The organism is Pseudomonas sp. PSB11 (assembly GCF_014596605.1).
In the GTDB taxonomy this organism is placed as follows: Bacteria; Pseudomonadota; Gammaproteobacteria; order Pseudomonadales; family Pseudomonadaceae; genus Aquipseudomonas; species Aquipseudomonas umsongensis.
Window position 1 is genome coordinate 91054 of sequence record NZ_NOIO01000005.1, and the last position, 18070, is coordinate 109123.

Annotated in this window: 16 protein-coding genes and 1 pseudogene; 14 read left to right on the forward strand and 3 right to left on the reverse strand. The window is 60.1% G+C overall.

What is annotated here, in order from left to right; all coding sequences use genetic code 11:
• Positions 1-5: 5 nt before the first annotated feature.
• The 8 genes from CGA21_RS08600 to CGA21_RS08635 all read left to right on the forward strand — a co-directional run bounded on the left by CGA21_RS08600 (position 6) and on the right by CGA21_RS08635 (position 9217).
• The gene (locus tag CGA21_RS08600; protein WP_188263986.1) at positions 6-1784 is read left to right on the forward strand and encodes an aconitase X; all 1779 of its coding nucleotides are present in this window, start codon (positions 6-8) and stop codon (positions 1782-1784) included.
• Positions 1777-2442 carry an amino acid ABC transporter permease gene (locus tag CGA21_RS08605; protein ID WP_188263987.1) on the forward strand — a complete coding sequence of 222 codons (666 nt, stop codon included), beginning with the start codon at positions 1777-1779 and terminating at the stop codon, positions 2440-2442. The genes CGA21_RS08600 and CGA21_RS08605 overlap by 8 nt, the downstream gene beginning before the upstream one ends.
• Positions 2443-2452: 10 nt before the next feature.
• Positions 2453-3103, forward strand: coding sequence for an amino acid ABC transporter permease (locus CGA21_RS08610; protein ID WP_188263988.1), 651 nt, complete (start codon positions 2453-2455; stop codon positions 3101-3103).
• Positions 3096-3818 (forward strand): amino acid ABC transporter ATP-binding protein, encoded by a 723-nt coding sequence (locus CGA21_RS08615; protein ID WP_008059768.1) that lies wholly within the window; start codon positions 3096-3098, stop codon positions 3816-3818. Before CGA21_RS08610 ends, CGA21_RS08615 begins: the two co-directional genes overlap by 8 nt.
• Before the next feature lie 134 nt (positions 3819-3952).
• Positions 3953-4981, forward strand: a complete 1029-nt coding sequence (locus tag CGA21_RS08620) for a trans-3-hydroxy-L-proline dehydratase (RefSeq protein WP_188263989.1) — start codon at positions 3953-3955, stop codon at positions 4979-4981.
• Positions 4982-5105: 124 nt separating this feature from the next.
• Positions 5106-6023, forward strand: a complete 918-nt coding sequence (locus CGA21_RS08625; RefSeq protein ID WP_188263990.1) for a dihydrodipicolinate synthase family protein — start codon at positions 5106-5108, stop codon at positions 6021-6023.
• A gap of 72 nt (positions 6024-6095) precedes the next feature.
• Entirely contained in the window at positions 6096-7490 is a 1395-nt protein-coding gene (gene abaF / locus CGA21_RS08630; RefSeq protein ID WP_042955413.1) for a fosfomycin efflux MFS transporter AbaF, read from the forward strand.
• Between the two features lie 146 nt (positions 7491-7636).
• Entirely contained in the window at positions 7637-9217 is a 1581-nt protein-coding gene (locus CGA21_RS08635) for an aldehyde dehydrogenase (NADP(+)) (protein WP_188263991.1), read from the forward strand.
• 33 nt (positions 9218-9250) lie between these two features.
• On the opposite strand, the gene CGA21_RS08640 is transcribed toward CGA21_RS08635, so the two are convergent.
• The gene (locus CGA21_RS08640) at positions 9251-10258 is read right to left on the reverse strand and encodes an Ldh family oxidoreductase (protein WP_188263992.1); all 1008 of its coding nucleotides are present in this window, start codon (positions 10256-10258) and stop codon (positions 9251-9253) included.
• A gap of 495 nt (positions 10259-10753) precedes the next feature.
• On the opposite strand from CGA21_RS08640, the gene CGA21_RS08645 reads away from it, so the two are divergent.
• Positions 10754-11314, forward strand: a complete 561-nt coding sequence (locus CGA21_RS08645; RefSeq protein ID WP_110751403.1) for a YSC84-related protein — start codon at positions 10754-10756, stop codon at positions 11312-11314.
• A 231-nt stretch (positions 11315-11545) separates the two neighbouring features.
• Here the strand turns inward: CGA21_RS08645 and CGA21_RS08650 are convergent, their stop codons facing one another.
• Positions 11546-12850, reverse strand: a complete 1305-nt coding sequence (locus tag CGA21_RS08650; RefSeq protein ID WP_188263993.1) for a CitMHS family transporter — start codon at positions 12848-12850, stop codon at positions 11546-11548.
• A gap of 215 nt (positions 12851-13065) precedes the next feature.
• Here CGA21_RS08650 and CGA21_RS08655 point away from each other — a divergent pair, with 215 nt between their 5' ends.
• The 5 genes and pseudogenes from CGA21_RS08655 (at position 13066) to CGA21_RS08675 (ending at position 16525) form a co-directional block, all read left to right on the forward strand.
• A complete protein-coding gene (locus tag CGA21_RS08655) occupies positions 13066-14277 on the forward strand; it encodes a patatin-like phospholipase family protein (protein WP_188263994.1) in 1212 nt (403 codons plus the stop codon).
• A gap of 39 nt (positions 14278-14316) precedes the next feature.
• Positions 14317-14802 carry an adenosine-specific kinase gene (locus tag CGA21_RS08660; protein WP_110751397.1) on the forward strand — a complete coding sequence of 162 codons (486 nt, stop codon included), beginning with the start codon at positions 14317-14319 and terminating at the stop codon, positions 14800-14802.
• An 87-nt stretch (positions 14803-14889) separates the two neighbouring features.
• Positions 14890-15105, forward strand: a pseudogene (locus CGA21_RS08665) (AzlC family ABC transporter permease); the annotation flags it as partial.
• A gap of 31 nt (positions 15106-15136) precedes the next feature.
• The gene (locus tag CGA21_RS08670; RefSeq protein WP_177411638.1) at positions 15137-15382 is read left to right on the forward strand and encodes a hypothetical protein; all 246 of its coding nucleotides are present in this window, start codon (positions 15137-15139) and stop codon (positions 15380-15382) included.
• Between the two features lie 126 nt (positions 15383-15508).
• Positions 15509-16525 carry a GlxA family transcriptional regulator gene (locus CGA21_RS08675; protein WP_110751395.1) on the forward strand — a complete coding sequence of 339 codons (1017 nt, stop codon included), beginning with the start codon at positions 15509-15511 and terminating at the stop codon, positions 16523-16525.
• A 129-nt stretch (positions 16526-16654) separates the two neighbouring features.
• On the opposite strand, the gene CGA21_RS08680 is transcribed toward CGA21_RS08675, so the two are convergent.
• The gene (locus tag CGA21_RS08680; protein WP_110751393.1) at positions 16655-17995 is read right to left on the reverse strand and encodes an MFS transporter; all 1341 of its coding nucleotides are present in this window, start codon (positions 17993-17995) and stop codon (positions 16655-16657) included.
• Between the last annotated feature and the right edge of the window lie 75 nt (positions 17996-18070).

Sequence of the window (18070 nt, forward strand, 5' to 3'; positions counted from 1 at the left end):
CCGGCATGCCTAGGCCCACTTCTCTGACCGGTCGCAGCCTGGTCCCGGGCGCTGCCCAGGGCGCCCTGCTGTTTGCCGATGTCGGGCTGAGCTTCTGGGGCGGAGTCGACCCCTTGCGGGGTGAAATCATCGACCGTCACCATCCCCTCAGCGGCGAATATCTGAGCGGTCGAGTCCTCGCCATTCCCAGCGGACGCGGTTCGTGTACCGGCAGCAGTGTGCTGATGGAACTGATCAGCAACGGTCATGCGCCAGCCGCTCTGGTACTGGCCGAGGCCGATGAGATCCTGACCTTGGGCGTGCTGGTGGCACAGATGATTTTCGAGCGTTCGCTGCCGGTGCTCTGCATCGGCAGCGAGGCCTTCGCCGCCTTGCGCGGCAAGGCCTTTGCCCGAATCGACAGTGCCAGGCTAGCCGTGTTCGATCACATCCCCGTCGACAACTGGCAGCCATCCGAAACGCCGACCCAGGCTCGCGATACCAGCACAGCAATCGAACTCAGCGAGTTCGACCACGCGTTGCTTGACGGCACGCATGGCAAAGCGGCGCAGATGGCCATGCAAATCGTCCTGCGCCTGGCCGAACTGCAAGGTGCCCAGCGTCTGATAGATGTTAGCCAGGCACACATCGACGGTTGCATTTACACCGGACCTGCGAGCCTGCGCTTTGCCCAACAACTGGTGCAGTGGGGCGCGAAGGTTCGGATACCCACTACCCTCAATTCAATATCCGTAGACCAGCGTCGTTGGCGCGAGCTGGGCATCGACCCACTGCTCGGCGAGCCGGCCAGTGCCTTGGGCGACGCCTACATGGCCATGGGTGCACAGCTCAGTTTCACCTGTGCGCCCTATTTGCTCGACAGCGCACCGAAGGCCGGCGACCAGATCGTCTGGGCCGAATCCAACGCGGTGGTCTACGCCAACAGCGTGCTTGGGGCGCGCACCCTGAAGTACCCCGACTACCTGGATATCTGCATCGCCCTGACCGGCCGCGCGCCCCTGATCGGCTGCCATCTGGACGTGCCACGCAAAGCTCGCTTGCGCGTTGAATTGCCGGAACTGGCCGAACTCGACGATGCGTTCTATCCCTTGCTCGGTTACCACATCGGCGCACTCGCGGGCAGCCGGATCCCGCTGATATTCGGCCTGGAACAACGCCAGCCAGACCTGGACGACTTGAAAGCCTTCGGCGCGGCGTTCGCCACCACGTCCGCCGCACCGCTGTTCCACATCGCCGGGGTCACGCCCGAAGCACTCGACCCGGCGCAGGTGCTGGAGCCGGATACCCCGCTGCCCGTGGCAACAATCCGCCTGGCGGACCTGCTGGTCAGTTGGCGTGAGCTCAACAGCGCCAGGGACAACCGCGTGGATGTGGTCTCGCTGGGTAACCCGCACTTCTCGCTCAGCGAGTTCGCCCGCTTGGCACAGCTGTGTCGCGACCGGGTCAAACACCCCGATGCGGTACTCGTCATCACTTGCGGTCGTGCGGTGTTGGAGCAGGCCCGTGACGCCGGGTACATCGACGTCATTGAAAACTTCGGCGCCACCCTGGTGACCGATACCTGCTGGTGCATGCTCGGCGAACCGGTGATCCCGCGGGCCGCCACCACCTTAATGACCAACTCGGGCAAGTATGCCCATTACGCACCCGGCCTGGTGGGGCGCAACGTGCACTTCGCCAGCCTGGCCGAATGTGTCGATGCCGCCTGCACCGCCACCGCCAGCGGGCGTCTGCCGAGCTGGTTGCAACCTGCCTTACCGATGGAGAACCGCTCGCATGTTTGACTACACCTTCCAATGGCGCACTGCCCTGCGCGCCTTGCCGGACATGCTCACCGGCGCGTGGGTTACGTTCGAGACCGCTGCGCTGTCGATGATTTTCGGTGTACTGATTGCCCTGGTCCTGACGGTCATGCGCGAAGCCAGGCACCCGCTGCTGCGAGGCATCGGCAACAGCTGGGTATCGATTGCCCGCAACACGCCGTCGCTGTTCCAGATTTACATCCTGTACTTCGGCCTCGGCTCACTGGGCCTGCATGTCAGCTCCTGGCTCGCGCTACTGGCAGGGATCACTTTCAACAACGCAGGTTATCTCGCGGAAAACTTCCGTGGCGGGCTCAAGGCGGTGCCCCACACCCAGGTACGTGCCGCGCGCTCACTCGGCATGAGTGCCTTCCAGACCTACCGCATGATCATCGTCCCGCAATTGCTACGAATCGTCTTCTATCCGCTCACCAATCAAATGGTCTGGGCGGTGCTGATGACATCGCTGGGGGTCATCGTCGGCCTTAACAATGACCTGACCGGAGTGACTCAGGAATACAACGTCAAGACCTTCCGCACCTTCGAATACTTCGCCATCGCAGCCGTGCTGTATTACCTGATTGCCAAGGCGATCGTCGCGGCAGCCCGGCTGATGGCCTGGCGGTTGTTCCGTTACTGAGGAGCTGTCCATGTTTTCCACCGAGTTTTCCTCCAATGACCTGTTGTTCCTGCTCAACGGCGCCTGGGTCACGCTGCAATTGACGTTCTGGGCGATCATTCTCGGTTCCGTTGCGGGGCTGTTGTTCGGGTTGCTGCGGGCCCTGTGCCCACGGGCCAGCCTGCCACTGGCCTGGGTGCTGGACGTGTTTCGCAGCGTGCCGTTGCTCATCCAGTTTGTCCTGTTCAACTCACTCAAAAGCATCGTCGGCCTGAACATCAGCTCCTTCAGCGTCGGTTGCATTGTGCTGGGGGTGTACACCGCCGCGTACTTCACCGAAATCGTGCGCGGCGGCGTGCTGTCGGTGCCGTTCACGGTGCGCCGCGCCAGTCGTTCGTTGGGCCTGAGCTTCCTGCAGGACCTGCGCTGGATCGTCCTGCCAATGGCCACTCGCGTGGCCTTTCCCGGCTGGCTGAACCTGGTGCTGGGCGTGATGAAAGACACCGCGCTGGTGATGTGGATCGGCATCGTCGAACTGCTGCGCGCCTCGCAAACCATCGTGACCCGCATTCAGGAACCGTTGGTGGTGCTGTGCATCGCGGGCCTTATCTACTACGTCATGAGCCTGGTGGTCGCACGCCTGGGCGCTCGTCTGGAAAGAAGGTGGCAAGAAAATGATTGAGATCGATAACGTACACAAATCCTTCGGCAATCTCGAAGTGGTCAAGGGTGTGAACCTCACGGTGAGCAAGGGCGAGGTGGTGTCTATCATCGGTGGCTCCGGTTCTGGCAAATCGACCTTGTTGATGTGCATCAACGGCCTGGAGCCAATCCAGAAAGGCAACATCCGTGTCGACGGCGTCGAGGTCCATCACAACGCCACCGACCTGAACCGCCTGCGGCAGAAGATCGGCATCGTGTTCCAGCAGTGGAACGCTTTTCCGCATTTGACTGTGCTGGAAAACGTCATGCTGGCGCCGCGCAAAGTGCTGGGTAAAAGCAAGGCCTGCGCCGAGGAACTGGCGGTACGGCAGCTGACCCACGTGGGCCTGGGCGACAAACTCAAGACCTTCCCCGGCAAGCTGTCTGGCGGTCAGCAACAACGCATGGCCATCGCCCGCGCCCTCGCCATGTCACCGGACTACATGTTGTTCGACGAGGCCACCTCGGCTCTGGACCCACAGTTGGTCGGCGAAGTGCTGGATACGATGCGCATGCTCGCCGAAGACGGCATGACCATGGTGCTGGTGACCCACGAGATCCGCTTCGCGCGGGACGTGTCCGACCGCGTGGCGTTCTTTCGCAACGGCCTGGTGCATGAGATTGGCTCGCCGGATCAGGTGATCGGCAATCCGGTGCATGCCGAGACGGCGGCGTTTCTCAAATCGGTGAAATAACCGGTGGCCCCTTCGCGAGCAGGCTCGCTCCCACAGTGGTCTGGGTTGGGTGCTGATTTTGTATACACCACCAGACCCTGTGGGAGCGGGCTTGCCCGCGAAGAGGCCCGAACAGTCAACACAAGGAGCAGAGAATGCGCTCATCGAAAGTGATTCATGTAGTCAGTTGCCACGCCGAAGGTGAAGTCGGCGACGTCATCGTCGGCGGAGTCGCACCACCGCCCGGCGCCACGGTGTGGGAACAATCGCGCTGGATTGCCAAAGACGAAACCCTGCGCAACTTTGTACTCAACGAACCGCGGGGCGGAGTGTTCCGGCACGTCAATCTGTTGGTGCCGGCCAAGGACCCGCGGGCGCAGATGGCCTGGATCATCATGGAGCCGGCAGACACGCCGCCAATGTCAGGCTCCAACTCATTGTGCGTGGCCACCGTGTTGCTCGACAGCGGTATCGTGCCAATGACCGAACCACAAACCCGGCTGGTGCTCGAAGCCCCCGGCGGCCTGATCGAAGCCGTCGCCGATTGCCGTGACGGCAAGGTCGAGCGGGTGGAAATCAAAAACGTGCCGTCCTTCGCCGATCGCCTTGATGCGTTCATTGAAGTGGACGGTGTCGGCACGCTCAAGGTCGATACCGCCTATGGCGGCGACAGCTTTGTGATCGCCGATGCCCGGGGCCTGGGGTTTTCAATCAGCCCCGATGAAGCGGCCGACCTGGTGGCGATTGGGTTGAAGATCACCCGGGCCGCCAACGAGCAATTGGGCTTTGTCCATCCACTGAACCCCGAGTGGTCGCACATTTCCTTTTGCCAGATCGCCGCGCCCATCGTTCATGAACAGGGCATTGCCACCGGCACCAATGCGGTGGTGATTCAACCGGGCAAGATCGACCGCTCGCCTACCGGCACTGGCTGCTCGGCGCGGATGGCCGTGTTGCAGGCCAAAGGCTTGATGGGCGTCGGGGATCGATTTATCGGTCGCTCGATCATCGGCTCAGCGTTCCACTGCCGCATTGACTCGCTGACGGAAGTGGCCGGGCGCCCTGCCATTTATCCGTGCATTTCCGGGCGGGCGTGGATTACCGGTACCCATCAATTACTGCTCGACCCAAGCGATCCGTGGCCACAAGGCTATCGACTGTCTGACACCTGGCCGGGTGCCTGAACGCACAATCCCAAGGCCCGACCAACGGCCAGGAAAAACCCCGAAAAACGTAAAAAAACCACTGGCTGATTTCTTTCATTTTCAATATCGTATACGAAATACAATAAACAATCTGGAGGCAACAATGAGCAAGCGTGTTAACTGGAGTGGCGTGTTCCCAGCGGTGACCACTCAATTCAACGATGACTTCTCCATCAACCTGGAAAAAACCCATGAGGTCATTTCCAACGTGATCCGCGACGGCGTATCAGGACTGGTGGTTTGCGGCTCGGTAGGCGAAAACACCTCGCTGAGCGCCGCCGAAAAAATTGCCGTGACCGAAGTCGCGGTCGCGGCCTCGGGCGGCCGTGTACCGGTGATTTGCGGCGTAGCCGAGTTCACCAGCGTGGAAGCGGCCAAGGTTGCCAACGCGGTACGCCGGGTCGGCGTCGATGGCGTGATGCTGATGCCGGCGCTGGTCTACGGCTCCAAGCCGTTCGAAACCGCCGAGCATTACCGTTACGTGGCGAAAAACGCCGACTTGCCGCTGATGGTCTACAACAACCCGCCGATCTACAAAAACGACGTGACCCCGGACATCCTCATAGCCCTCGCCGACTGCGACAACGTGGTGTGCTTCAAGGATTCCTCAGGCGACACGCGCCGCTTCATCGACATTCGCAATGAAGTGGGAGACCGATTCGTGTTGTTCGCCGGCCTCGACGACGTGGTGCTGGAAAGCCTCGCCGTGGGCGCTGAAGGCTGGGTGTCGGGCATGTCCAACGTGTTCCCCAAAGAAGGCGAAACCATCTTCCGCCTGGCCAAGGCCGGACGCTATGCCGAAGCCATGCCGATCTACGAATGGCTGATGCCGATCCTGCACCTCGACGCCCGTGCCGACCTGGTGCAGTGCATCAAGCTGTGCGAAGCCATCGCCGGTCGCGGCAGCGCCCTGACCCGTCCGCCACGCCTGGCCCTGCCGGAAGCCGATCGCGTTTTTGTCGAGCAGATCATGGCCAAGGCCCTGGCCAACCGTCCGCACCTGCCGGACGTCGGTCTCTGAGTGATTGCCGGGTGGGTCTTCGCGGCCCCGTCCCGGCTGCCTGTTTTTGCGCATCTACAGGAAAACGCCAGCATGTCCAACGCTCAACACCCGTCTAGCGCAACCACTCCCTCGGGACTCAAACGTGTCGTGGCCGCCGCCATGGCCGGTACCGTTGCCGAATGGTATGAATTTTTCCTTTATGGCACCGCTTCGGCACTGGTCTTCGGCCAGTTGTTCTTCCGCCAGACCGACAGCCCCATCGATGGCATCATCGCAGCCTTTGCGCTGTATGCCGTGGGCTTTCTCGCCCGTCCGCTGGGCGGGCTGGTGTTCGGTCACTACGGTGACAAGTACGGCCGCAAGCGCCTGCTGCAATTAAGCCTGGTGGTGGTTGGCATCACCACTTTCCTGATGGGCTGCCTGCCCGGCTTCAACCAGATCGGCTATGCCGCGCCGGTATTGCTGGTACTGCTGCGGTTGATCCAGGGCTTCGCCTTTGGCGGCGAATGGGGCGGTGCGATCTTGCTGGTATCCGAGCACTGCCCGGACAACCGACGAGGCTTCTGGGCCAGTTGGCCACAAGCCGGTGTACCGGCCGGCAACCTGGTGGCGACGGTTGCGCTGCTGCTGTTGTCGTCGAACCTGTCCGAGGAGCAATTCCTCGCCTGGGGCTGGCGCGTAGCATTCTGGTTCTCGGCCGTGGTGGTGCTGATCGGCTACTGGATACGCACCAGTGTCGATGACGCACCGATTTTCAAGGAGGCCCAGGCCCGCCAGGCGCAGACCAGGCATCAGCAACTGGGCGTGGTCGAAGTGCTGCGGCACCACTGGCGCTCGGTGCTGGTCGGGATTGGCGCGCGGTTTGCCGAGAACATCCTCTACTACACCGTCGTGACGTTCTCGATCACCTATCTGAAGCTGGTGGTGCACAAAGACACGTCAGAGATCTTGTTGCTGATGTTCGGCGCTCACTTGCTGCACTTCTTCCTGATTCCGTTGATGGGTTATCTGTCGGATCTGGTCGGGCGCAAACCGGTTTACCTGGTCGGTGCAGTACTCACCGCGTTTTGGGGATTCGTCGGCTTCCCGATGATGGACACTGGCAACAATTGGCTGATCATGGCGGCCATCACCCTGGGCCTGGCCATCGAATCGATGACCTACGCGCCCTACTCGGCGCTGATGGCCGAGATGTTTCCGACCCACGTGCGCTACACCGCACTCTCGCTGTGCTACCAGGTGGCGCCGATCTTCGCAGGCTCGCTGGCGCCACTGATCGCGATCACCCTGCTCAACAAGTACCACAGCTCGACACCCATCGCGCTCTATCTGGTCGGCGCTTCGCTGATCTCCATCGTGGCCGTCGGGCTGACCCGGGAAACCCGTGGCAAATCGTTGCACACGGTGGATGCCGAGTCTGCTGCGCGGATTGCGGCGCTGGGCCCGACCGCGACTACCCCACGTCGCGCCGACTCACTGGCGTAAACCTTATAGGAGCGAGCACGCTCGCGATGGTCGTCAACGATAACGCGTGCATTCTGGATTCACGCGGTGCCCTTGAGTGCCTCGCAAGCATGCTCGCCCCTACAGGGGAGTTGAATTACCCCCCTTTTTTGACAGGAGCTTTTTAGATGCCTGAGATCCTCGGTCACAACTACATCGGCGGTACACGCAGCGCCGCCGGCAGCATCGCGCTGCGAAGCCATGACGCAAGTACTGGCGAAGCCCTGCCCTTCTCGTTCATGCAAGCCACCGCAGAAGAAGTGCACGCCGCCGCCCAAGCCGCCGCAGCCGCCTACCCGGCCTTTCGCAACCTGCCGGCCATCCGCCGTGCGGAATTTCTCGAGGCCATCGCCACGCAATTGGACGCGCTGGACGATGAGTTTGTCGCCCTGGTCACCCGTGAGACGGCACTGGCGAGCGCACGCATCCAGGGTGAGCGTGCTCGCACCAGCGGCCAGATGCGCCTGTTCGCCCAAGTCCTGCGTCGCGGTGATTTCTACGGTGCGCGCATCGACCGCGCCTTGCCCGAACGCCAACCACTGCCACGGGTAGACCTGCGACAGTATCGAATCGGTGTCGGCCCGGTCGCCGTTTTCGGCGCGAGCAATTTCCCCCTGGCGTTTTCCACCGCCGGTGGCGATACCGCTGCCGCCCTGGCCGCCGGTTGCCCGGTGGTGTTCAAGGCCCACAGTGGACATATGGCAACTGCCGAACGGGTGGCTGATGCGATCATTCGCGCTGCCGAGCAGACGGACATGCCCAAGGGCGTGTTCAACATGATCTACGGTTCTGGCGTGGGCGAAACCCTGGTCAAGCATCCGGCGATCCAGGCTGTTGGTTTCACCGGCTCACTCAAGGGCGGCCGTGCCCTGTGCGATATGGCCGCTGCAAGATCACAACCGATTCCGGTGTTCGCTGAAATGAGTAGCATCAACCCGGTCGTGGTATTGCCCGAAGCCTTGCAAGTTCGCGGCGAAAAAATCGCCAGTGAGCTGGTGGCATCGGTGGTCCAGGGCTGCGGTCAGTTCTGTACCAATCCCGGCCTGGTCATCGGCATCTCGTCACCGCGATTCGACGCTTTCACAGCGCTGCTCAGTGGTTTGATGAGCGAGCAACCGCCCCAGACCATGCTCAACGCCGGAACCCTTGCCAGCTATAAAAAAGCCCTGCAGGCACTGCACAGTCATCCAGGGGTGACCCATCTGGCCGGTCAGGAACAGCTGGGCAACCAGGCCCGACCACAACTGTTCAAGGCCGACGCCAGCCTGCTGCTCAAGCGTGATGCGCTGCTGCAGGAAGAGGTATTCGGCCCGACGACCGTGCTGGTTGAAGTCGCCGATGCAGGGGAATTGCAGCAAGTGTTGCAAAGCTTGCACGGTCAACTGACCGCCACGTTGATAGCAGAGACCATCGACCTGCAAATCTGCACAGGCGTCTTGCCGTTGCTGGAGCAGAAAGTCGGTCGTGTGCTGTTCAATGGCTACCCTACCGGCGTCGAAGTCTGCGATGCGATGGTACATGGCGGCCCGTACCCGGCCACTTCCGATGCCCGTGGCACCTCTGTCGGCACTCTGGCCATCGAGCGATTCCTGCGCCCGGTGTGCTACCAGAACTGCCCCGACACCTTGCTGCCCGAAGCGCTCCAGAACGCCAACCCACTGGGCCTCAATCGCCTGGTGGATGGCATCCTCCAGCGCCAGTCGCTGTAAACCGAACGGGCGCCATGGGCGCCCGTTTGCTTTTCAATCCAGCAGTGCCTTCAAATCCCTGTACAACGCCTCGGGAACCTGCACCCCCTCCACCAGGCTGCGCGCCCGCGACTCATAGCGTCGTTGCGAGGGCAAGCGCGCGCCCTGCCCTTCAATGCCCTGGAACAACGCTTCGGCCCTGGCCAGGTGCTCCAGGGTTGCATCGCCCAAAAAGCGCCGGGGATCCAGAGCGATGATCAGTTCGCCATGATAAGGCGATGACTTGCTGCCCGCGTCGTAAGCCAGTGATTCAGCACTTGTCAGGTCACCAATCAACGGCCCGGCGATCAACTCCACCATCGCCGCGAGTGCCGATCCCTTGTGCCCGCCGAACGTCAGCATCGCGCCGCTGTCGAGCACCACGCTCGCATCGCTGCTCGGATGGCCTTGCCCATCCACTCCCCACCCTTCGGGGATCGCCTTGCCGGCACGTCGATGCAGTTCGATATCGCCGCGAGCGATGGCGCTGGTGGCAAAGTCGAATACAAAGGGCTCTCGCCCGCCGCGCGGCCAGCCAAAGGCAATGGGATTAGTGCCGAACAGTGGCAAGTGCCCCCCGGCTGGCGCCACCCAGGCATGACTGGGGTTACACGCCAGCGCGACCAGGCCGATTTCCGTCAATTGCTCGATCTCCACCCATAACGCGGAAAAATGCACGCAGTGGTTGATCGCCAACGCGGCAATCCCGTTGGCACGGGTTTTCTCCGTCAACAGGGGGAGCCCCGCCTGAAACGCCAACTGCGAAAAGCCGCCACCGGCATCCACCCGCGCAATCGACGGCGCCTGGTCGATGACCCTCGGCTCGGCATTGGCCGACACCTTGCCGGCTCGCAGGGAATTGACACAGCCAAGAATCCGGTACAACCCGTGAGAGGCACAGCCATCACGTTCACCGGCCATTACCGTCGCCGCCACCGCTTGCGCATGGGCCAGATTAAAACCGTTGTGCAACAGGATCGATTCGGCCAGTTCACGGGCTTCGATCAGGGTCAGTCGAATCATGGTCATCTCCTGGGAAAGACCTGTCAGGGTGATCCGCTCGAAGCGACGAGGCTTGATGCCTTTTGATGCAGGAGGTGACGAAATCGGCATAGCCAAGGCACGCATACCCTGAGAACGGAAGGGCATCGTGCACGTCTGGACGTCCGGGCACTGTAGGAGCGAGCATGCTCCGGGCGGCGTTCCGACGAGGGTCGTCAACGATAACGCTGAACAACTGGCACCCCGCGGCGCTCTCAGGTGCATCGCGAGCATGCTCGCTCCTACAGTAAAAGCGAAACCCCCAGCAAAACGCTGACGCTGAACGCTGCCATCACTCAGTGGTCACAACAATTGATGGCATCGCAACTGATGTGGCCTCAGGCCTGCTTCCTTCAGCAGCGGCGCTTACAATTCACACATACCAGGGCGCGCCGGATTACCTTCAGTGAGTTCAGTCCTTTCGACACAGGCGCTGACAGCTGCTGCCATCCAATGCTCCCTTATCGGAGTACGCACATGACTCAATCCATACGGATATTCCTGACAACCTTGCTCGCGGTTGCAGCATTGGCATCGGCCAGTTTCCTGAACACTGCAGGTGCCGCCACCGCCGAGGATCTCAATACCGACTCCCGGCAAGCGTTGCAGACGCTCTACAAAACCAACCCCTTCTCCGAAACCATCTCGCACAAAGCCAAGGCCGTACTGGTCTTTCCAAAAATCATCAAGGCCGGCCTGGTATTCGGCGGCAGCTACGGCGAAGGCGTGTTGATGAAGGGCTCGAAGGTCGTGGACTATTACAACTCCGTCAGCGGCTCCTGGGGATTGCAGGCAGGCGCCCAGTCGTATGGCTATGTGGTTTTCCTGATGACCGACAAAGCGGTGAAATACATCACTGAAACCAAAGGCTGGGAAATCGGTGTAGGGCCAACCGTGGTCGTGGTGGATGAAGGGGTTGCCAAGAACCTGTCCAGCTCGACGCTGAAAGACGACGCGTACGCGTTCATCTTCGACCAACAGGGACTGATGGCCGGCATCAGTATCGAAGGCACGAAGATTTCCCTGATTAAACGCTAGCACCGGCAGACCCGTTGATCGTCGGGGAAGCAATGGCAGCCTGTGCCAATGTGGGTTGATCTCCCATCACGCGAGGCTGCCACTCGATAACCATCGAGGCCTGCTTACCAGAGCCTCATATCGTAGGATTGCGCAGTCGAACTGCTCTTATTGTTGTTTTTTCAGAACGCAGCTATCCGCGCGCCGGCAGTTGGGCGCGAGAAATGCGTCGAGAGGTGAGTCAGGGGTGAATCAGGCGAACAGCGTCAAGGCACCGGTCAGCAAGGCCAAAGCGGTGATCACCAGAGAAGTGAGCACTGCCCATTTCACGGTGGCGCGCTGGAAGTCGCCTATGTCGCGATCGACCATCCCGACCAGCAACAGGGTCGAAGCCACCAGCGGACTCATCAAGTGCACCGGCTGTCCCAGGACCGATGCCCTGGCAATTTCCACCGGGTCAATGCCATAAGCTGCGGCTGCATTCGCGAGGATCGGCACCACGCCGAAGTAGTAGGCATCATTGGACAGCACGAACGTCAACGGCATGCTGGTAATCGCCACCACCAGCGGAAACAGATGCCCCCAGGACGGTGGAATCCACTCCACCAATGTCTGCGCCAGTGCATCAACCATTTTCGTACCGGAGAAAATCCCGGCAAACACACCGGCTGCGAACACCAGCAGTACCACGGTCATTGCGTTCCCGGAATGGGCGAGGATGCGTTCCTTTTGCATGTCCAGCTGCGGGTAGTTGATCATCAGTGCCAGAACGAAACCGATCAGGAACAAAATCGCCGAATGGGCCAGTCCCATCACCAGCGCAATCATCACTCCGATCACCAACATCAGGTTCACATAGGCCAGCTTCGGGCGTTTGTACGGTGTGTCTTCAAGAATGGCCTTGATGTAGCAATCACCACCGCCGCTCTGCAAGTGCGTTGTGCCGATTCGCTTGCGCTCAGCGCGCCCCAGCAAAAATGCCGTGAACACCACCCAGGCGGCACCGCCAATCATCGTCGGCAATAACGGGATGAAATACTCCGCGGCATCCACCCCAAGCGCGGCAATCGCCCGGGTGGCCGGACCGCCCCAAGGGCTTAAACCGCTCAAGATGCTCAGCGACAGCATGGAAATCGTTGCCAGGATCATCGGGTTCATGCCGATGCGCTTGTACAACGGCAACATCGCCGCACAGGTGATCATGTAGGTGGTCGTGCCATCACCATCCAGCGCGACAGTCAACGACAGCAGTGCGGTGCCGATGGCGATTTTCATCGGATCGCCGTTCACCCGCTTTAGAATTTTGCGGATCAGCGGGTCGAACAGTCCCGAGTCGATCATCAACCCGAAAAACAGGATCGCGAACAGCAGCAACGCGGCCGACGGCGCGACCATTTTCAGGCCGTCGAGCATCATTGTCCCGGTGGCCCTGCCAAAACCGCCGATCAGGGCAAAGACGATCGGCACAACGGTCAACGCAACGATTGGCGACAATCGCTTGGACATGATCAGGTAGGTGAACACTACCACCATGGCCAGGCCGAGTAAGGCGAGCATAGGGCATTCTCTTGTTGTTATTGATGGCGAGACCGACGCACAGGCGATCGCCCGGGAGACTACCAGATCGCGCCCAATGAGTTTTTTTATCATCTAAACGAGCGCAGAATGAGCTTCCTGGCGCTCAAATGACGTGTCACGGCAGTGGGCGCGTGATCGGCGCTCTTGAACGACGAGCTCACTTTCTGTCGACTGCAGGGGCCGGAGGAGGCGTTTTGAAACCATTCCCGCTCAAACCCGGCACCTCGACCCTGGACGTATTTCTTCAAGCGTGCCTGCCCCGCCGTGACGCTGTCCCGCCCACCTTGACGGAACAAGCTGTCATCCCGGGCATTCCCGATGCTCGCTACAGGCTGGACCATGACCTGACGCCGTTCATCCAGGATGCGGTTCAATCCAACAAACGTGAGAGCGAGGTGCTCGCCAAGGCCGGGAAGCCGAACGATATCCTGCCGCCGGCCAGCATGCTGGCCGTTTCTGGCGGCGGCGATGCAGGCGCATTTGCAGCGGGACTGATTGCTGGATGGACCACCCATGGCACACGGCCAATCTTCAAGGTCGTCACGGGCATAAGTGCGGGAGCCCTGGTCGCCCCGTTCGCTTACCTGGGGCCGGAATACGACGGCGTGATCCGGCACGTCTGTAATGAAATCGGTCCAAAAGATATTTTTCATTCGCGAAACGTGCTGACCCGTCTTGCCAGCGACGGCATAGCGGACAGCAAGCCACTGTCGCGGCTCATCACAAAATACGTCACCGAGCAGATTGTGGCGGCGATCGCCGCGCAATACGCCAAGGGCAGAATCCTGCTGATCGGCACCACTGACCTTGATGCAGGCCGACCCGTCACCTGGAACATGGGCGCCATTGCCGCAAGCCAGGCACCGGGAGCGCTCGACCTGTTTCGTAACATCATGATCGCGTCGATGAGCATTCCGGGGGCTGTCTCACCCGTGATGATCGATGTGGAGGTCGATGGCAAACAGTTTCATGAGATGCACGTGGACGGCGGGGTCATCACTCAAGTGTTCCTTTACCCACCTGGCACGCTCGTGGGACTCAACAGGGCCGCTGGCGTACCTTTGCGTCTGGAACGTCATTTCTATGTCATTCGCAACGGGACGCTGGAGCCGCAATGGTCCGGGACCAAGCGCCGTACATTGAGCATCGGCGGCCGAGCCATCAGTGCATTGATTCAAACCCAGGGGATCAGTGACCTGGAGCGAATCTACCGCATGGCGCAGCAGGATGGAGCGCATTTCAACCTGGCGTACATCGGCTCCGACTTTAACGCTGCGCGCACTCAACAATTCGATGGCGAGTACATGAAGCGGTTGTTCGACTACGCCTTTCAACTCAGCGCGAAGGGCTATGCGTGGCATAAATCACCGCCCTCGCAAAACCCCAGGCTACGACCCCATCGCTGAAAAGTTCTGCCAGCAATTTCGTGAAAGGAGGCGTTTGAGATGCAACTCATCACGTTGAAAATCGAAAAGCCGGAAGATACGAACTTCATCCTCGGTCAGGCGCACTTCATCAAGTCCGTCGAGGATATCCACGAAGCATTGGTCAATGCCGTGCCGGGTGTCCGCTTTGGCGTGGCCTTTTGCGAGGCCTCGGGCAAATGCCTGGTGCGATGGTCCGGCACCGATACCGCCATGATTGAACTTGCACAGAAAAATGCCAAGGCCATCGGCGCAGGCCACAGCTTCATCGTATTCCTGGGTGACGGTTTTTATCCGCTGAACGTATTGAACAGCGTAAAAACGGTGCCAGAGGTGTGCCGCATTTTTTGTGCGACAGCCAATCCGACTGAAGTGATTCTCGCCGAGACGGATCAAGGGCGAGCAATCCTGGGCGTAGTGGATGGCTTCTGCGCCAAAGACATTGAAGGCGATGCCGACATCCTGTGGCGCAAGAACCTGTTGCGGCAGATTGGCTACAAGCAGTGAATTGCACTCGGCCTTGTATCTTAATTCGCGAAGTAAGTGTCGACCGCAAGACTTGTGTACCAGCCCGGTCACTTTCAAGGAACTCAAATGAACTATCGAAGTGGGACACATGCCTTCCTGCACGGTGCTCACACCGCTTCCCCGTTTACCACCGGGGTCATTCCCTTCGGCTTGATCGCTGGCGTCAGTGCTGCCGGAATGGGGATGTCACTCACCAGTTCCATGGGTATGACGCTGCTTTTCTACTCCGGGTCGGCGCAGATAGCCGTGCTGCAGTTAATGCAAAATGGCGCCTTGCCAGTGACATGGTTAATGACGCCGAACAGGAGGCTTCATGAGCGAGCTTTCCCAGTGGGGCCTGTTCCTGTTGATCGGCGCCGGCACCTTCGCTATTCGTCTGTCGTTTATTGCATTTTATGGATCCAGTTTGCCCCGGCTGCTGGTCTATCCGGTGATCGGCTGTCCCCAAGCATTCATTTTTTTAGCAGTACCCTTATTCTCCCACGTCTTCCGCGCCCCCTTCAGACAATCCGGACTCATGGCATCTTGCGTGCATATTCCTTTCGTCACGGTCTATTGACCGGACACTCGATGTAAAATCCTGAAGCCAGTAAGCAGGGCTTACAATCACAAAAACGAGATGACGTTACCCCTAATGGCAGCTTGCCGCGGAGCACGTCACTGATGCAGTTGAGGAGCACCAACAATGACGAAACTCCGGGTGGCGAAACCCGCCGCAGGACGCTCGGCGAATGAACAACAGCCAGTGAAAACCGTGGGTTTCCTGGTCATCCCCAACTTCACCACCATCGGCTTCGCCTCCGCCGTGGAAACCCTGCGCATGGCCAACCTGGCCGCGCGCAAACCGATGTTCCGCACCGTCATCATCGCCGTCAACCTGGACCCGGTAACGGCCAGCAACGGCATGCGCATCCTCCCCGACCACAGCATCACCGATGCACCGAAGCTGGACATGTTGTTCGTTGTCGGATCAAACCCGATCGTCTCCAATCACAGCAGCCGACCACTGCTCAATTGGCTACGCAAGCTGGCGCATGATCAGGTGCCGCTGGGTGGGATTTGCACCGGCAGCCACTTGTTGGCTCGCGCCGATCTGCTCAAGGGCTATCGTTGCACGATTCACTGGGAAGATATCGAAGCATTGAAGGAGCGTTTCCCGGGGATCATCATTTCCAATCAGCTGTTCGAGCTGGACCGTGATCGCTACACCTGCTCAGGCGGCGTGGCGTCCATGGACATGACCCTGCAGTTGATCGCCCGCGAACCCGGTGGCAGGGACATCGCTGCGCACACGGCCGAGTTGCTGTTGTGTGATCGGATCCGGGGGGCGCAGGAACAACAGCGTGTGCCATTGCGGCAGAAGCTGGGCACCTCGCAGCCCAAGCTCAGCCAGATGGTGGCGATCATGGAAGCCAATCTCGAGGAGCCGGTGGGCCTTGAGGAACTCGCGCGGTTGAACGAGGTGTCGGTGCGCCAGCTGGAGCGTCTGTTTCACAAGCACCTGCAACGCACGCCGAGTCAGTACTACCTGGAGTTGCGCCTTGCACGGGCGCGACAGCTATTGCTGCGCAGCGAATCGCAGGTACGTGACATCGCCCTCGCCTGCGGCTTCGTTTCGCCGGCGCATTTCTCCAAATGCTATAGCCGATTCTTTGGCGTATCGCCGATTGGGGAGCGTAAGCAGGTGGCTGCCGTTCATTGACTTGTGTTGACCGCATTGGCCCCTTCGCGAGCAGGCTCGCTCCCACATTGAACCGCGTCCTCCTGGACAACTCGGTCAACTGTGGGAGCGAGCCTGCTCGCGAAGGCTTACTCAAGAACACTCAAGACATCAGTCCTGCAAAGCCTTATGAGCCGTCTCCCGGCTCGCCAGCATGGCAATCAACGCCACCGCCGCAGCCGCCAGCAGATACCAGGCCGGGGCCATTTTGTTACCGGTCAGTTGAATTAGCCAGGTCGCGATAAACGGCGCGGTGCCGCCGAACACCGCGTTGGCGATGTTGAAGCTGAAGGCAAAACCACTGAAGCGTACGCGGGTGGGGAATATCTCGGCGAGGAAGCACGGCAAGGTGCCGTCGTTCATCGCCAGGATCGCGCCAAAGGCAATCTGGATCATCAGAATCACGATCAAAGGCTGATTCTCCAACATCCCGAACAGCGGGAATGTCAGCGCCAGGAACAGGACCGAAGCGGTCACCAACATGGTCTTGCGTCCGAACCGATCCGACAGCTTGCCCATCAGGAAAATCAAACCGATATAGGTCGCCAGCGACACGGTAGACGCCAGGAACGAATCACTTTCGCTCATGCCCATTTCGGTGGACAGGTAGGTTGGCATGTAGCTGAGCAACAGATAAAACGCCACGGCATTCAGGCAGGTCGCGCCGATCCCGATCATCACGCTGCGTCGGTGCACGGTCAGCAATTCGCGAACCGGAGCGTGGGTCGCGCACTCCTTTGCTTCAAGGCGTTTTTCCATCTCCAGGAACTTGGGCGTGTCTTGCAGACTCATGCGGATATAACGCCCCACCAGACCGAATGGCGCCGCCAGCAGAAAGGGTAGACGCCAGCCCCAGCTGTGCAGGTCCTCGACACTCATCCACGCATGCAGGCCGGCGACAAACACGGCACCAAACAGCAAGCCCGCCGCCGTGCTCGCCGGGACAATGCTGGTGTACAAGCCGCGCTTGCCCTCGGGCGCATACTCGGCGAGAAAGGCCGAAGCCCCGGCGTACTCACCTGAAGCGGAAAAGCCCTGGAACAAGCGAATCAGCAACAACAAGGCCGGCGCCCACAGGCCGATATGATTGTAAGTCGGCAGGATGCCGATGCAAAAGGTCGAGATAGACATGATCAGAATCGACCAGGACAACGCACTGCGCCGCCCGTATCTGTCTCCGAAATGCCCCCAGACCAGTCCCCCTAGCGGGCGGACGATGAACGACAACGCGAATACTGCAAAAGTCGCCAGTAGCGCGGTCGCCTTGTCGGTTTGCGGAAAAAACGTCAGGGCGATGACGGTTGCCAGGTAGCCGTAGGCCGCATAGTCGAACCACTCGACGAAGTTGCCCATGAAACTGGCACTGGCTGCGCGTCGCAGGGCCTTGCGTTCGGCTGTCTGTTCAAGTTTGTCTGCCATGGTTGGCGTCAGGCTTGCGGTTTGGGTGCTCATTGTGCACCTCCGGTGGTAGAGGTGCGGTTATCGAAATGAAAGGTCGGGACGTAGGACATGACAAAACCCTCTATT

Bases quoted from the DNA above. Each gene is read 5' to 3' on its own strand.
- CGA21_RS08615 (WP_008059768.1), top strand. From the start codon at position 3,096: ATGATTGAGATCGATAACGTACACAAATCCTTCGGCAATCTCGAAGTG.
- CGA21_RS08645 (WP_110751403.1), top strand. From the start codon at position 10,754: ATGACTCAATCCATACGGATATTCCTGACAACCTTGCTCGCGGTTGCA.
- CGA21_RS08605 (WP_188263987.1), top strand. From the start codon at position 1,777: ATGTTTGACTACACCTTCCAATGGCGCACTGCCCTGCGCGCCTTGCCG.
- CGA21_RS08660 (WP_110751397.1), top strand. From the start codon at position 14,317: ATGCAACTCATCACGTTGAAAATCGAAAAGCCGGAAGATACGAACTTC.
- CGA21_RS08610 (WP_188263988.1), top strand. From the start codon at position 2,453: ATGTTTTCCACCGAGTTTTCCTCCAATGACCTGTTGTTCCTGCTCAAC.
- CGA21_RS08600 (WP_188263986.1), top strand. From the start codon at position 6: ATGCCTAGGCCCACTTCTCTGACCGGTCGCAGCCTGGTCCCGGGCGCT.
- CGA21_RS08620 (WP_188263989.1), top strand. From the start codon at position 3,953: ATGCGCTCATCGAAAGTGATTCATGTAGTCAGTTGCCACGCCGAAGGT.
- CGA21_RS08640 (WP_188263992.1), bottom strand. From the start codon at position 10,258: ATGATTCGACTGACCCTGATCGAAGCCCGTGAACTGGCCGAATCGATC.
- CGA21_RS08625 (WP_188263990.1), top strand. From the start codon at position 5,106: ATGAGCAAGCGTGTTAACTGGAGTGGCGTGTTCCCAGCGGTGACCACT.
- CGA21_RS08680 (WP_110751393.1), bottom strand. From the start codon at position 17,995: ATGAGCACCCAAACCGCAAGCCTGACGCCAACCATGGCAGACAAACTT.
- CGA21_RS08650 (WP_188263993.1), bottom strand. From the start codon at position 12,850: ATGCTCGCCTTACTCGGCCTGGCCATGGTGGTAGTGTTCACCTACCTG.
- CGA21_RS08675 (WP_110751395.1), top strand. From the start codon at position 15,509: ATGACGAAACTCCGGGTGGCGAAACCCGCCGCAGGACGCTCGGCGAAT.
- CGA21_RS08635 (WP_188263991.1), top strand. From the start codon at position 7,637: ATGCCTGAGATCCTCGGTCACAACTACATCGGCGGTACACGCAGCGCC.
- CGA21_RS08670 (WP_177411638.1), top strand. From the start codon at position 15,137: ATGAGCGAGCTTTCCCAGTGGGGCCTGTTCCTGTTGATCGGCGCCGGC.
- abaF (WP_042955413.1), top strand. From the start codon at position 6,096: ATGTCCAACGCTCAACACCCGTCTAGCGCAACCACTCCCTCGGGACTC.